Genomic DNA, 14,319 nt, shown 5'->3' on the forward strand with positions numbered 1-14,319 from the left:
AAACGTGACGATTTGTTTCGTGATGTTCTTATCTTTATCAGTTGGGATGAATATCACGACTGTTTCTGTTGCTAATGCGGAAACAACTACTGATTCAATGAACATTAAAGTGGAAAACGGGATGACTCAGCCGATCTACCCACTTGATGAAACAATCGTGGAAAATTTATATGTCGAAACGACTGTAGATAGTGATCGTGATGGGGAGTATGATTGGATTTCAATCAAGGTTATGCGACCAAAGACTGAACCTGGGGTAAAAGTTCCTGTCATTTATGAAATGAGCCCCTATCGCTCCGGGTTAAATCCCATAGATTTTCATGATGTTAATGTTCCTCTTACACCTGTCGAACACCCAGGTAATAATCGAGGTGGGGAGCCATTTGCTGTTACGAATGGTGCAGGACCTAACTTCGGTCGCTTCGCAAACTATTATATTCCTCGTGGTTATGCAGTTATTTTAGGAGAGAGCATTGGCACTGGAAAATCCGAAGGCTGCGCTACAACAGGGGATGAGCAGGAAACACTCGCCACAATAGCAGTAATCGATTGGTTAAACGGCCGAGCGAAGGCGTTTACTGAAGACGGGCAAGAAGTGAATGCTGGCTGGACAACCGGAAACGTCGGAATGATTGGCGTTTCATATAATGGTACCCTTCCAAACGCAGCTGCTACGACAGGGGTTGAAGGACTGAAAACGATTGTTCCAATTTCGGCGATCAGCAGCTGGTATGACTATTATCGAGCGAATGGGGCTGTCGTTGCTCCGGGCGGCTATCAAGGTGAGGATACAGATGTTTTGGCTAAGGCAGTCACGACTAGAGACAATCCTGAAGTGTGCGGAACTGTAATTGATGAACTGACACAGAACCAAGATCGAGCAACCGGAGACTACAACAATTTTTGGGATGAACGGAACTATGTAAATGATGCAAAGAATATTGAAGCAAGTGTATTGATCGTCCATGGACTTAACGATTGGAACGTGAAAACAGAACATTTTGCCCAATGGTGGGAAGCTCTAGAGAAGAATAATGTACCTCGTAAAATGTGGCTGCATCAGGGCGGACACGGCGGAACAAGCGCAAACAATTGGAAGCAAACAGAAAATAGATGGTTCGATCACTGGTTGTACGGGATAGAAAATGGAATTATGGATGAACCGAAGATCGACATTGAACGCGAAGACCATACTTGGGATCAGGAAGAAAATTGGCCAAATAACAAATCAGACCCAACCAAACTCTTTATAGATGGTAATCACCAAGGTCTCGATGGAACACTTAGTACCCGCCATGGACGCAATAAACCGCACTTTACTCAAACATTGGTTGACGCTCCCCAAAAGAAAGCAAGCAGTCTTGTGACAGAACCCAATTCTGATAACCCAAATCGATTAGCTTACCTTACACCGGAACTGACTGAAGCAACCCGAATCAGCGGTACACCGGAAGTCAGCATTCGTGCAAATATTGATCGGAGAGTTGCTAACTTAACGGCTCTTCTAGTCGATTATGGTGGGGAAACGCCAGAAATCGTTACTCGGGGCTGGATGGATCCACAAAATCTTAAGTCATCAAAACGGTCAAAGGCGCTTACACCTAATCGGGAGTATACATTTAGCTGGAATATGCAACCAGACGATTATGTATTTAAGAAAGGGCATCGTATCGGAGTAGTTTTTATAGCAAGTGACTATTTCTATACATTGCGTCCTGAAGCAGGAACGGAGATCACACTAACACCTACACGTAGTAAAATTACATTACCGATTGTTGGTGGGAAAAAGGCACTTGATTGGTAACCTAGCTAACACTATTAACGCCATTTACAAGACACCTGGACATTATATCCAGGTGTCTTTATTGGACGTTAAGAAAGTATAAAATTCGGATGCATAGATGCAATGTCTAGCTCCAGCGCCCAACCCCTTGATCACTTCAGTCCTCCTGCGGCGGCGACAGCCTCCTCGTTGGCCTTCCAGTGACCTTCGGGGCTAACCAGGGCGCTTGCGCTTTTCTTATACAATAGCAAAAAGAAATCTGTTTTGTTTCACATCCGTACAATGATCGCGCCGCCACCACTGCCCTGGATGCACTTGGTATCTTCTTGGTCGTGCATAGATTGTAACAATTGATTGTTCTGTGCGATCAAGTGGGAAAGTTGATCCAATTGATGCCCGAGACTGATCATCATTTGGATCATATACTGCATATCTGTTGATGGGACATCGTACGAACTATTCGGATAATACGAATTTGAATAGGCTTGAGTACTATTGTATCCATGAAAGTTAGGATCTCGAAAAGGGGACGGATCTCCCTGGAACTTACCGATGCCTGGCATACCCCCTTGGGCTTGTGTTCCTACGCTTGACCCCTGCGCTTGTTCCCTGCCTTGACCTTGGGATCCACCGCGTTGATTGCTTCTGCCTTGGTCATGACCAGAATATTGCCAACTCGGTTTATAAGGATTGTGAGAAGACATCCGTTGACCTCCTTTCTTCATATATATAGCCTATTCAGTATTTCTTTTCCCGGTGCATTCATCCAAAAATTGATGGAAGGATTTAAATTCTATGATGAAGTTATCTATTAGCGGATGGCATTACCATCTCCTAGAGGCTCAGTTCAAGACATTTTAGACAATTTCAGAAGAATGTTACTGAACGATCACCTGAGACAAAAGCTACGACGATATGTTTTCGAATGAACTTTTGGTTTTAAACGCATGACCCAGTAAATGGGCGGAAATTTCGCTACATAAAACAAAGTCCACTAATTCCCGCGCCGATTATTAGAGCCTTATTCAGCATCCCTGTTTCCGGTATCAAAAGATCTTGATACAGCCTCATAGTATAAATTGTTGAAACAATCCTGATGACTCATTCTAGTGCCTTCATATAAAAACGAACTAGCTTAGTGATTTCTTCTTCATCTGGTTTCCGAATAGGTCCATCCCCAACAAGTAAACCGTCAATTAACACATACGTTACCAACGGCCCTACAAATCCTCTTGCAGCAACCGCTGTATCTTCTACTGAAATACTGCCCATTTGATTTGCTTTTTCCAAAAGGTTCGCTATGCTGCTTAATACCTGTTTTGGCACGGCTTCCTGAAAAAGTTGACCTAAATGTGGAAAACGAGATATTTCTGAGATGATCACTCTAGCCAACCCTATATATTCTTCCTGCATAAGATGATCAAGAATTCGTTGCCCGACCAACCTTAACGAATTCTCCACTTCCTCGTGGTTGGATAGTGACAACTGATTCATGATTAAAGAGAATTCTTCCTGTGATATAACTGAGATCAATTGATTGATTACATCGGTCAATAATTCTTCTTTACTGGAATAATAGACGTATAGTGTTTGCTTCGATACCCCGGCCTTGTCTCTTACCATATCCATGCTTGTTCCTGAAAAGCCGTTGTGTAAAAACAACTGTTTCGCAGCATCATGAATCTGTTCTTTCTTTTTCCTTGATCTAGAATTCATTAAATAAAACTCCTTTTTCAAACTGAACTGTACAGTCTTATTGTATCCTAGATGATGTACATTATCTACACGACTTTTTCACCTAAGAAATAATGGTTCAATACATCGAGGAGTTCTTTTTCCTGTAGGTTTTCACTGCGATAACCAATATATCCATCCGGTCTGATCAAAATAAAACCGTTCTTGGTTTGAAGATTATAAGCTTGAGAGATTACATTTTCCTTATCAGCTAAAAAGCGTTCATGAGCTTCCGTTGTTCCCACTTGATAAACCTCAATGGGAAGGGAATCAAGAGCAGTAATAGTATGTTGAATCGGTTGAGGGTAGTTCGTGAAGATAAGAAGGACATGCTTAGTTGTTTTCAAATGGTTAAATAGCCGGTCGTCATTGCTGAACGTAACGTCAGGCGCACGGTCCCCTGCTTGGATCGATTCATTTCCTTTCAAAAGGCTTTTCCATGTTGTCGAAGGTTTGCCGTCATTGTCAATAAGAGGGCTGTGGCGATAATGGATACCGATTTCAGAAAGGGATCCGATTAATCGTTGCCTTACAGGTTTTTTCGACGTAATGATAGGGGCTACTCTTTTTCTAAAATGATTGAACAATTGATTTTCATTCAAGAGCATCCGCGTTACACGTTCCGTTCCTGCCAATAATTCGCTCCATACAGGCACCCTCTCTTCTGCATAGCTGTTTAACAGATCCTCTGGTGAATGATTTTGAACGACAAGTGCAAGCTTCCACGATAGATTGAATGCATCCTGTATGCCTGTATTCATCCCTTGAGCACCAACTGGGGAGTGAATATGTGCTGCATCTCCTGCAAGGAAAATCCGGCCTTTTCGAGCTTCCTTCACTTTCCTCTGGTTGACATGGAATCTTGACGTCCATGACGGATCGCTAATGGTCGCAGGTGACGGACCAACCTTGTTAATGACTGACTGAATTTCCTCCATGGTCACCTCTTGTTGTTTGGAATCTTCTTTTGATGTCATTAGAATCCGGTGGCGGCCATCTTTCATTGGGAAAAAGGCGATAAATTGACCTTTGTTCACAAAAGCATAGCTCTGATTATACGGTAATTTCCAATCCAATTTAATATCGGCGAGAGCGAACGTTTGATCAATGGTTGTTCCTTCGAATTCGAATCCTAATTGATGGCGAACAGCGCTGTGGGCTCCGTCACAACCGACGATATATTTTGCCGTAATGGTTTCATCTTTGTCCCTATCTTTTCGAACCGTTGCCTGGCACCCTTCTTCAATTTCTTTAAAATCAAGTAAACTCGTTTCCCACTCTACATCGTATCCTTGGTTTTTTAAGTTTTCATAAAGGACTTCCTCTGTAATGTTCTGGGGAACCATTAATACCATTGGAAAAGGACTTTCACAATGTTTATCAAAATCAAGTTTTATAAGTTGACGATCTTGTTGAACGACATTGAATGTTGGGGTTGGAAGACCTTTTGTAACCAATTCATCAGTGATTCCCGTTTTTTCAAATAGTTCAAGTGTCCTTGACATTACACCGAGAGCTTTCGTCGTTTTTGATGTTGTACTGGAGGCATCAATTATCTTAAACTTGATCCCGTGTCTTGCTAACTCATTCGCTAACGTCAAACCTGTAGGTCCTGCACCGACGATTAAAACATCCGTTTCAAAAGTTTTCATTTTTCAAAACCCCTTTTCATTTTTTAAGTATCGCTTTTATCAAACTGTACTGTTCAGTTTGATTATAATTTATCTATATTCTTTTTTCAATAAAAAGTTCCACATAAGTTTTCGACAAATTTCTTCAACCCCGGGTTATTTTGTAAAGAGATCATTCGCTAAAGTTGTTGTCAGTTCAATGAATGCTCGAACTGCCGGTGATGCCTGCTGACGCGACGCCAAAGCCAGACCTACCGTCCGATAGCACTCTTCTTTTAACTGTGCGATTGTATGTTCATTGTGACCGCCTCTAATTACCATTTCAGGGACAATACTAATGCCTAGGTTCTTTTGTACCATCGCGATGATGGTTTGATTGTCAGCAATTTCACAATAGATATTTGGTTGAACCTTGTTTTTCTTGAACAGACCTTTTATCAATTCATCACACCCTGCTTTTGGCATAATGAAAGGCTCGGATGCGATTTCGTGGATGCTGAGCTTCTTTTTATTTTTCAGCCGATGATTTTCGGGTAAGATTACACGGAGATGATCATCAAATAACGGGATAAAATCAACGTTTTCGGCATCTGATGAAGGCAAAAAACCGATCTCAATTTTTCCGGACAAAATCATTTTTTTAATCTCGTCGTATCCTCCTTCATGAAATTTTATGTTTATCGCAGGGAACTCAGACTGAAATTTTTCAATGATACCGGGTAATAAATTTGCTGAGGCACTAGGGAACGTACCGATGGAGAGCGTGCCAACTTCCAAGCCGTTAAGTTTTCCCGCTTCCTGCTTCATCCTTTCTGTTAAATTTAGAATTTCCCGTACATAATCGATGATTCTCTCACCTTCAGAAGTGAGTGTCACACCGGTACGCCCCCGATTCAAAAGAGTCAGGTTAAGTTCTGTCTCTAACCCTCTAATGGCGTGACTCACAGCAGATTGGGTGAGACCAAGTGCATCCCCAGCTTTCGTGAAGCTTCCTGTATCAACAATCGTTTTAAAGACTTCGTATTGAAGTAGTGTCATCCTATTGTCTCCTATCATTAATTATATTCATTTAAATCATTATAAACATTCATTTGATTAATAGTAAAGGGTGACATATGATGAATGCAAGAAAGAAAATTGAAGGAGAGGATATCCATGAACACATTGAATTATTCGTTATTAGACGTTTTCACCAAGACCCCATTTGGAGGAAACCAGTTAGCTGTTTTCCAACCAAATAAAGTACTCCCGACTGAAACAATGCAAAAGATAGCGAGAGAATTAAACTTATCGGAGAGCGTATTTATCTATCCCGCAGATGATTCGAATCATGAAAAAAGACTTCGAATATTCACCCCACATGTTGAATTGCCGATGGCTGGACATCCAACGATAGGTGCGGCTTATCTTTTAGCGGACCAAGGTATAGTCGAAACGAAAGAAGGCGAAAATGAATGGATTTTTGAAGAAGGTGTCGGTGATGTTCCTGTAACGGTCCATAAGGAAAATTCGGAAATAACAAAGGTAGAAATGCAGCAGCCGACCCCTCTGTTTGGAGATCAATTTTCAAATATAGAAGCTGTGACGGAATTGCTTTCACTATCCATCAATGAGTTAGATACGAGCTTACCTATCCAAACGGTTTCATCGGGTGTACCATTTTTATACATCCCGATCCGTTCCCTTTCAGCAATTCAGAACATTCACTTTCGGGCTGATATATGGGAAAAGTATTTTAGCGGTAATCCGAATACAAAGCATATTTTCACCTTTACAACCGAAACGGAACACCAAGAATCTACCGTTCATAGCAGAATGTTCGCACCGGCAATGGGGATCTCGGAAGACCCTGCCACCGGGGCGGCAAGTGGTCCTCTTGGAGCATATTTAGTTGAAAATGGAGTCGTATCTCCTAATGATAATGATTCGTACTTAATTAAAAGTGAACAAGGATTGGAACTGGGAAGACCGAGTTATATTGATATTTCCATAAGAAAGGATGGAAATGGATTTAAAAAGGTTAAAATCGGCGGAAACTCCGTCATCATCGGTTCTGGGCAATTGAATCTTTTTTAGAGAGAAGTGTTGGGGTGACTTTGAATTTTGAGTCACTCCTTTATAATGAATTGAGAGAGATTGTTTCTTTAGGTCATACGGAATCATTTAATAAGTTCATTGATGAATAAGAAAACGAAATTTAAAAAGATGTTTTCATACACGGATGTGAAGAACCCATGCTTATCACTAAATCCTTTTTTTGATCCAAGAATTAATTTCTTCCATTATTTCTTTCTTTTCAATCTCTTCGTTTAATATTTCATGATATAAGTCAGGGTAAACTTTTAACATTTTATCATTTGAAGGAGAGTTATGGTAAAGATATTCAGATCCATTCTTAGGTACAATCTGATCATCTTCGCCATGCAAAATCAAGCAAGGATAATGGTAGTTTGTAACATTACTGGTTAGCCATTGAATTCCATCGTGAAACACTGTTGTTAACAATTTGAGGGTAAATACCTTCAAATTGAATGGGTCGTTGTTATAATCATCAACAACTTTTTGGCTTCTACAAACAAGATGAGATAATCCATTTTCGATAGGTGATAATGGATTTTTTTCTACATCAACCGTTTTCAAGTCTTCGAAAATCGGCAATTCGATAATACATGGACCCGATAAGATTTGGCCATTCAGCTTTTTAGGATACTTGACACCGTATGATGCAGTGATGAACCCTCCCATACTATGACCCAACATAAATATAGGAACGTCTGGGAATTGTTCTTTTGCATTATCAACAATGAAATTCGCATCATCCACAAATTTAAAATAATCATCCAAATATCCTCTAGCGCCACCGGATTTCCCGTGTCCTCTGTTATCAAATCTAAATACACCATATCCATAGGAATTCAGTGCTTTAACGACATAATCATATCTTCCAGAATGCTCGCCTAGTCCATGAACAATGACAACGATTGCCTTAGGATCAGAAGGAACATCTTGTTGATAGTATAGCTCCACACCATCGTACGAATGAATAATAGCTTCTTTTCTTATTTCCATTCCCTCCTCGCAAATACTAGCTATTTACTACTCTAATTATATTTTATTTCTCGCCATATTTGACAGAGAAAAGTGAATCTTATATTGATCTTCAAGTTCTTCTTTTAATTGTTGGGTTAATTGACTCCCGTCTTCATTATTTTCAACGTTATCAGAAGTTAGTTCCCCACTATAATCCCTGTATATATAGGTGATATTTACAAAGAAACATTCAAATTAATAATACAAACCACCGAAATTTGCTTCGTACAACTTTTTAAAGATTTCAATGCCTTGATAGAAGCTTTCAGAGTATGATCCATCCTTATCATCTACTGACCATGAGGTTGCCAACACAGTATGACAATAACCCCAGAGTAGGAGTCGCTCTTTATTGAGATTCAGTTCTTCGGTGAAGATTTCTACTCTCTTTTCGATTACTTCATACGCTCTTTGATTCGGCAGTTTATTTAACATGTACTGAATCAAATCATACTCAATTTCACCGATCAATCCTTTAGGGTCAATTGCCGTCCATGTCATGTCTCCAGAAGCAAGCACGTTATAATGATGAAAATCCCCGTGTAGGAGAAAGCTTTTATCTGCTGTTTCGTTCAAATAGGTAAAGATTTTCAAAGCCTTTTGCAGTGTTTGAAGAGAAATATGGCCAATTCCATTTGGGTATTCTTTTACAATCTTCCGTAGGCTTTCTTCCCTTGTTTTTATCGTAGGGATTCTAGTTTGGACCGGTGCTTTTATTGATAGATTTTTGATTACTTTAGCTGCAATCCAACACGCTTCTTCGTCGTCTGTTAGTTCTGCCAACGTACACCCAGGTGAAAGTTTTTCTAAAATGATGATTCTATTCTTATGATCCGAATCAATCAATTGGACGCTCCCTTTCTCCCCAAATAATTGTAAAGCTTCTAGTTCATCAAGAAATTCTTCCCCAGGAATACAGATCTTTACAACCACTTCTGTTGAGTCTTCCATTACAGCAGGGGCAACATAATTGACAGAAAGGGAATAAGGCTCCTTCAGCTTCATCGACCATTTTTGTTCACAATACTCGATTAGCTCTGGCAATTTTTCTAACCAAGCTTCCCCTTGTTCTTGAAAATATAAACGAACCGACTGAACAAATTGCTTTTGCAGCTTCATGAGCTGTGCTCCTCTTTTAAAAATGTGTTAAAGATTATGTACTTGTTAGCCACTTCAGCAATCAAGGTTATTCATATTCCAGCAACGTTACTTCTTCTTTCTACTAAAATAACATCACGCCATATACCATTCATTTGGCCGAGACGCTCCCTACGGCCTACTTCCCGGAACCCGAATTTATTATGAAGTTGAAGACTTGACTTATTTTCCGGAAAAATTCCTGCCTGTAATGTCCAAATTCCATTTTGCTCACTTTTTTCAATTAATGATTTTAGTAGTTTACTGCCTATTCCTTTACCGTGGGTACGTTGACGAACATATACACTTACCTCTGCAACACCAGCATATACACACCGACTGGAAACTGGACTAAGTGCAGCCCATCCCAATACTTTATCTCCTAACCGTGCAACTATTCTACATTCAGAAAAATGTCCTTCATTCCAGTTTTCCCAAGAAGGCGCTTCCTTTTGAAAGGTTGCATGACCGGTTGATATTCCCTCAAGGTAGATTTCTCGAACTTGAGTCCAGTCTTCTGCTAACAACACATCAATCTGTACCGTAATAACCATTTGCTCACCACCTTTTTCTACTAGATCCCCATCTTAGTTCTAATTATCATAGTTTAATTGCGTTTGTTCTTCTTCGTTTTTACCTTTTTTTAAATTCAATTAACAAACAATCTCGATACTCACCTTCATGAAGCTCGTGTTTAGGTAGTACTTTAACTCTTTTAAACCCACACTTTTCATAGCAGCGAATGGCTCTTACATTCCAAATTTGCGGGTCCATCACGACAACATCCGCTTGTTTTTCTTCAACTAAATATTCCAACATGGATTTGACAAGTAAACTACCGATTCCTCTATTCCAATAATCGATTTCACCTATGAATTGGTCAGTTCCATAAATGTTTTCTGTCTTATCAAGGTATCCGTATCTTTTTCTCGTTTCTTCATCTAATTGATAATATTGGATATAACCAATTTCTTTTCCTTCAAATTCAACAATACAACCAAAACTATCATTATCAGGATTAAAAAATTCCTTGTTTACCTTTTCTAAATCGAAAGGATTATCTCTTCCCTCATAGTACTTCAGAACGAAAGGGTCAGAAAGCCATTTTGTCAAGACATGTTGATCCTCGACCTTTAAATGCCGGACTTTTAACTTCTCTTTTTGAAATAGCATGAATACCTCTCCTAAACATGTATTATTTCTCTATTAATTCTTTAATATCCTTGTAAAACCTGCAAATCCTCCCCCATCACTTTTTTGTCCATTACAAATAAGACGCCTCCGATGAAACGTCCATGTAATTCTTTTGAATTTATCATTAATACAAAACAAACATTATTGGTTCGGGTAGGTTTCTTTCAAAAACATTACGGACTGGTTGATCAATGCCTTTAATACATCTTCATCAATATCTGCAACTTTATTGATGTACACACATGCTTTTCCTGCCGTGTGTTTTCCAAATTCCTTTAATAATTCCTCGCTTTTTGTATCACCTGTTGCAAAGTACAAACTGATTTTTGCTTTTCGCGGTGAAAATCCTACTAACGGTGCATCGCCCTCGTGACCCGACTCATATTTATAATGATAGGAACCGAATCCGATGATACTAGTACCCCACATCTTTGCTTTAAAGCCCGTCGTTTCTGTAAAAATGTCCAACAATTTGTATGCATCCTCACGCTTTTTAGGGCTTTCCACACCTCCAATAAACTCGATGACACTGTTGTCATTTTCTTTCGTTTTTAGTTCGTACACCATACTAATCCCTCCTCCTTATCTTCTTTCTTGCTTGGTTATCAACTTTTCCAACTGTACAGGCAGTAACCTAGACTAATATATCTTCCAAAATGACTACTTCTCGGATTTCCGTGTCTACTATTCTAGAAAATTATGTACCTATCATACTTTAATTATATCATTAATTTCTTTTTAAAATCAGTCTGCTTTTTCCATTTATATCCTTGTAAAATGGGTATATCTTGAGTTTAGGATGATGACGATGAAGAAATTTGCATTCATTGTATTTGATAACTGCGCGGTTTGGCAGGTGACTCTGCTTCAAAAATTTTTAAAAGATAAGGGCTGGAAAATAGACACCCTTTCAGTAGATGGTTCGAATATTTCTACAGACGGGGGATGGTTATTCATGTTGAACAGTCCCTTGAAACGCTTAGTCTTGATGGTAATATTTCTTTTTAATATGCATGAGAGGAGTTTTTTTAACTATTGAGTCTTTAAATTTGTAAGCGTTTGCTGTCGTATCAACTCATAATTTGTTAAACTATTATTGGGATATGAATTGGCAATCTGATTTAATTTTTTCATTGTAGACAGCTTAGAAGAGCAGAAAGTGGGAAATCAAATGCAGGAACAAAAATTGTCTAGAGGTCTGAAAAACAGACACGTACAACTCATCGCTATTGGTGGAGCAATCGGAACAGGTTTATTTCTTGGAGCAGGAAAATCTATTCATTTAGCAGGACCATCGATTCTATTCGCTTACATGATTACAGGCGTCATTTGTTTTCTAATCATGCGCGCGCTTGGAGAGTTACTCTTAACGAATTTGAATTATAATTCTTTTGTCGACTTTGTACAAGACTATTTAGGTGATATGTCAGCATTTATCACCGGCTGGACCTACTGGTTTTGCTGGATCTCAATCGCAATGGCAGACTTAACAGCCGTTGGTCTCTATACGCAGTATTGGCTTCCTAATGTACCACAGTGGATGCCGGGATTGATTGCACTTGTTATTTTACTTTTTATGAACCTTGCAACCGTAAAGCTTTTTGGCGAAATGGAATTCTGGTTCGCATTAATTAAAGTCATCGCGATTCTAGCACTGATTGTTATCGGTATTTTCATGATTATTAAAGGCTTCTCTACTGATGCAGGCGCATCCAGTTTCACGAATCTATGGAACCACGGCGGGATGTTCCCAAATGGAATAAATGGTTTTATCCTCTCATTCCAGATGGTCGTGTTTGCGTTTGTTGGCATTGAACTTGTAGGACTTACGGCAGGTGAAACGGAAGACCCTGAAAGAGTTATCCCAAAAGCAATCAATAATATCCCAATTCGGATTATAATTTTCTACATTGGCGCACTTGTTGTCATTATGAGTATTTATCCGTGGAGCGCTGTCAACCCAATGGAAAGCCCATTCGTTCAAGTCTTTGTCGCGGTTGGTATCGCTGCAGCAGCCGGTATCGTCAATTTTGTCGTCCTAACATCCGCAGCTTCAGCATGTAACAGCGCCATCTTTAGTACAAGCAGGATGGTATACTCACTTGCAAAAGAAAAAAATGCACCTGTACCATTTACAAAACTTACTTCCCGTAAAGTGCCTTCCAATGCATTGTTCTTTTCAACTGTCGTCATTCTCATTACAGTTGTTTTGAATTATGTAATGCCAGAAGGAGTATTTACCCTGATTACAAGTATTTCTACCGTATGTTTCATCTTTATTTGGGGAATTACGGTCATCAGCCATTTGAAATACCGCAAAACAAGACCAGATCTAGCGAAAGTGAACAAATTTAAAATGCCGCTTTATCCATTTTCCAATTACTTGATTCTCGCTTTCCTAGCATTCGTTCTTGTCGTACTTGCACTTGCGGAAGATACACGTGTTGCCTTGTTTATAACACCTGCTTGGTTTATTTTGCTGATTGCGATTTATAAGATGCGAAAATCAAAGGCAGAACAAGCCACTCCGGGAGAGATGGCGGAAAATTAAGTGTTAACAGATAAACATCATCGGTCCTATTGAAAAATAAGAAAAGCGCAAGCGCCCTGCTTAGCCACGAAGGTCACTGGAAGACCGACGAGGAGGCTCGGCCCAAACGAGTTCGGCCCTGCGTGGGAATATACATGAAGTACTTCAGTGTGTTGCCGCCGCAGGAGGCCTGAAGTGATCCAAGTGGTTGGGTGCTGAAGCTGGGCATTACATCCATGCCGCAAACTTTAATACTTTCTTTACTCATCAAATAGACCTCGGTCTTCTTTCCGGGGTCTTTGTTNTGCTGAAGCTGGGCATTACATCCATGCCGCAAACTTTAATACTTTCTTTACTCATCAAATAGACCTCGGTCTTCTTTCCGGGGTCTTTGTTATCAACGATATTATTTACAATAATCTTGATAGGAGAGAACACGCCCCTTTTTTTCCTTTTTGTATTCTCTTACCCATTTGTCCTTTGTTAACCTTAATTTAACGAAAACGTTCGTACCATCTATTTCTTTATACAAGAGGTAACCGGCTATATTGCTTTCATACTTTTCACTTGGTTGCCCACCGAGTATAAACAACCTTCTTTCACCAATACTCCCCCCTTCGAAATATCGTAACAATGAGTTGATATGTCGATCGTTCTTTCCTACAGCTATCTTAGCTTTTTGCAAATCTCTCAGAGTATAATCCAATACCTTTTCTTTTTCATCATCCAACACGTTGAGTTCTGGAAAGCTTCGTTTAATGTCTAATAAGACTGCCGAATTGAATTTGGTACATTCAATAACAATGGCTTCTGATGGTTGTTTTGCCTCAACGTCGGTTACATTGAACAGAAATAAACCGACTAAAAGGATATACACATAATGTTTTTTCAAAGAGACACCTCCACGTTTGAGAGTATTATCTCCATTTAACTAAAGAAAACTTGGCAAAGTCAAGCCTTTGGCGCCGGCTGAGCCTAAGTTGCGCTTATACTATAGAAAGTATTTTGTCGAGTAGGAGGGAGCCTTTCCATTATGGATTGTGCTCCGCCCCCCTCACAGAACCGTGCGAGCGGTACTCCCGCACACGGCTCTTCTCCATCATCATTTACAGAATATAGCTTAATTCGCTTCTAAGATCGTATATGTTCACTTTTACTCGTAGCTTCGACAATGGATATTTTCTAAGAAATAGATTGAACTTATCCCAATCAAATGATTT

Annotated in this window: 14 protein-coding genes; 4 read left to right on the top strand and 10 right to left on the bottom strand. The window is 39.7% G+C overall.

Annotated elements, in window-relative coordinates; all coding sequences use genetic code 11:
* The first annotated feature begins 97 nt into the window (after window positions 1-97).
* A complete protein-coding gene (locus NON16_RS21905) occupies window positions 98-1,804 on the top strand; it encodes a Xaa-Pro dipeptidyl-peptidase (protein WP_372508862.1) in 1,707 nt (568 codons plus the stop codon).
* A gap of 248 nt (window positions 1,805-2,052) precedes the next feature.
* On the opposite strand, the gene NON16_RS21910 is transcribed toward NON16_RS21905, so the two are convergent.
* From NON16_RS21910 to NON16_RS21925, 4 genes are all read right to left on the bottom strand, one after another.
* Window positions 2,053-2,487 (bottom strand): hypothetical protein, encoded by a 435-nt coding sequence (locus NON16_RS21910; RefSeq protein WP_257351528.1) that lies wholly within the window; start codon window positions 2,485-2,487, stop codon window positions 2,053-2,055.
* 397 nt (window positions 2,488-2,884) lie between these two features.
* On the bottom strand, window positions 2,885-3,499 hold the full coding sequence (locus NON16_RS21915) for a TetR/AcrR family transcriptional regulator (RefSeq protein WP_257351529.1): 615 nt from the start codon (window positions 3,497-3,499) through the stop codon (window positions 2,885-2,887).
* Window positions 3,500-3,564: 65 nt separating this feature from the next.
* Window positions 3,565-5,169 (bottom strand): FAD-dependent monooxygenase, encoded by a 1,605-nt coding sequence (locus NON16_RS21920; RefSeq protein ID WP_257351530.1) that lies wholly within the window; start codon window positions 5,167-5,169, stop codon window positions 3,565-3,567.
* A gap of 135 nt (window positions 5,170-5,304) precedes the next feature.
* Window positions 5,305-6,186 (bottom strand): LysR family transcriptional regulator, encoded by an 882-nt coding sequence (locus tag NON16_RS21925; protein ID WP_257351531.1) that lies wholly within the window; start codon window positions 6,184-6,186, stop codon window positions 5,305-5,307.
* A gap of 117 nt (window positions 6,187-6,303) precedes the next feature.
* On the opposite strand from NON16_RS21925, the gene NON16_RS21930 reads away from it, so the two are divergent.
* Window positions 6,304-7,224: a PhzF family phenazine biosynthesis protein gene (locus NON16_RS21930; protein ID WP_257351532.1), complete on the top strand. Its 921-nt coding sequence runs from the start codon at window positions 6,304-6,306 to the stop codon at window positions 7,222-7,224.
* A 168-nt stretch (window positions 7,225-7,392) separates the two neighbouring features.
* Here NON16_RS21930 and NON16_RS21935 read toward each other — a convergent pair whose 3' ends face one another.
* The 5 genes from NON16_RS21935 to NON16_RS21955 all read right to left on the bottom strand — a co-directional run bounded on the left by NON16_RS21935 (window position 7,393) and on the right by NON16_RS21955 (window position 11,133).
* Complete coding sequence (locus NON16_RS21935) at window positions 7,393-8,217, bottom strand: alpha/beta hydrolase (RefSeq protein WP_257351533.1); 825 nt, start codon at window positions 8,215-8,217, stop codon at window positions 7,393-7,395.
* A 216-nt stretch (window positions 8,218-8,433) separates the two neighbouring features.
* Window positions 8,434-9,357 (bottom strand): aminoglycoside phosphotransferase family protein, encoded by a 924-nt coding sequence (locus NON16_RS21940; protein WP_257351534.1) that lies wholly within the window; start codon window positions 9,355-9,357, stop codon window positions 8,434-8,436.
* Window positions 9,358-9,428: 71 nt separating this feature from the next.
* The gene (locus NON16_RS21945) at window positions 9,429-9,929 is read right to left on the bottom strand and encodes a GNAT family N-acetyltransferase (RefSeq protein ID WP_257351535.1); all 501 of its coding nucleotides are present in this window, start codon (window positions 9,927-9,929) and stop codon (window positions 9,429-9,431) included.
* Between the two features lie 79 nt (window positions 9,930-10,008).
* Window positions 10,009-10,548, bottom strand: a complete 540-nt coding sequence (locus NON16_RS21950; RefSeq protein WP_257351536.1) for a GNAT family N-acetyltransferase — start codon at window positions 10,546-10,548, stop codon at window positions 10,009-10,011.
* Window positions 10,549-10,710: 162 nt separating this feature from the next.
* Window positions 10,711-11,133: a DUF1801 domain-containing protein gene (locus tag NON16_RS21955; protein WP_257351543.1), complete on the bottom strand. Its 423-nt coding sequence runs from the start codon at window positions 11,131-11,133 to the stop codon at window positions 10,711-10,713.
* Window positions 11,134-11,377: 244 nt separating this feature from the next.
* Here NON16_RS21955 and NON16_RS21960 point away from each other — a divergent pair, with 244 nt between their 5' ends.
* Window positions 11,378-11,608, top strand: coding sequence for a hypothetical protein (locus tag NON16_RS21960; protein ID WP_257351537.1), 231 nt, complete (start codon window positions 11,378-11,380; stop codon window positions 11,606-11,608).
* A 132-nt stretch (window positions 11,609-11,740) separates the two neighbouring features.
* Complete coding sequence (locus tag NON16_RS21965; protein ID WP_257351538.1) at window positions 11,741-13,120, top strand: amino acid permease; 1,380 nt, start codon at window positions 11,741-11,743, stop codon at window positions 13,118-13,120.
* 385 nt (window positions 13,121-13,505) lie between these two features.
* Here NON16_RS21965 and NON16_RS21970 read toward each other — a convergent pair whose 3' ends face one another.
* Complete coding sequence (locus NON16_RS21970; protein WP_257351539.1) at window positions 13,506-13,991, bottom strand: hypothetical protein; 486 nt, start codon at window positions 13,989-13,991, stop codon at window positions 13,506-13,508.
* Between the last annotated feature and the right edge of the window lie 328 nt (window positions 13,992-14,319).

This window comes from Pseudalkalibacillus decolorationis, assembly GCF_024609785.1.
GTDB classification, from domain to species: domain Bacteria; phylum Bacillota; class Bacilli; order Bacillales; family Fictibacillaceae; genus Pseudalkalibacillus; species Pseudalkalibacillus decolorationis.

Excerpts from the sequence above, each read along its gene's own strand:
- NON16_RS21905 (WP_372508862.1), top strand. The coding sequence starts at position 98 with ATGAACATTAAAGTGGAAAACGGGATGACTCAGCCGATCTACCCACTT.
- NON16_RS21910 (WP_257351528.1), bottom strand. The coding sequence starts at position 2,487 with ATGTCTTCTCACAATCCTTATAAACCGAGTTGGCAATATTCTGGTCAT.
- NON16_RS21915 (WP_257351529.1), bottom strand. The coding sequence starts at position 3,499 with ATGAATTCTAGATCAAGGAAAAAGAAAGAACAGATTCATGATGCTGCG.
- NON16_RS21920 (WP_257351530.1), bottom strand. The coding sequence starts at position 5,169 with ATGAAAACTTTTGAAACGGATGTTTTAATCGTCGGTGCAGGACCTACA.
- NON16_RS21925 (WP_257351531.1), bottom strand. The coding sequence starts at position 6,186 with ATGACACTACTTCAATACGAAGTCTTTAAAACGATTGTTGATACAGGA.
- NON16_RS21930 (WP_257351532.1), top strand. The coding sequence starts at position 6,304 with ATGAACACATTGAATTATTCGTTATTAGACGTTTTCACCAAGACCCCA.
- NON16_RS21935 (WP_257351533.1), bottom strand. The coding sequence starts at position 8,217 with ATGGAAATAAGAAAAGAAGCTATTATTCATTCGTACGATGGTGTGGAG.
- NON16_RS21940 (WP_257351534.1), bottom strand. The coding sequence starts at position 9,357 with ATGAAGCTGCAAAAGCAATTTGTTCAGTCGGTTCGTTTATATTTTCAA.
- NON16_RS21945 (WP_257351535.1), bottom strand. The coding sequence starts at position 9,929 with ATGGTTATTACGGTACAGATTGATGTGTTGTTAGCAGAAGACTGGACT.
- NON16_RS21950 (WP_257351536.1), bottom strand. The coding sequence starts at position 10,548 with ATGCTATTTCAAAAAGAGAAGTTAAAAGTCCGGCATTTAAAGGTCGAG.
- NON16_RS21960 (WP_257351537.1), top strand. The coding sequence starts at position 11,378 with ATGAAGAAATTTGCATTCATTGTATTTGATAACTGCGCGGTTTGGCAG.
- NON16_RS21965 (WP_257351538.1), top strand. The coding sequence starts at position 11,741 with ATGCAGGAACAAAAATTGTCTAGAGGTCTGAAAAACAGACACGTACAA.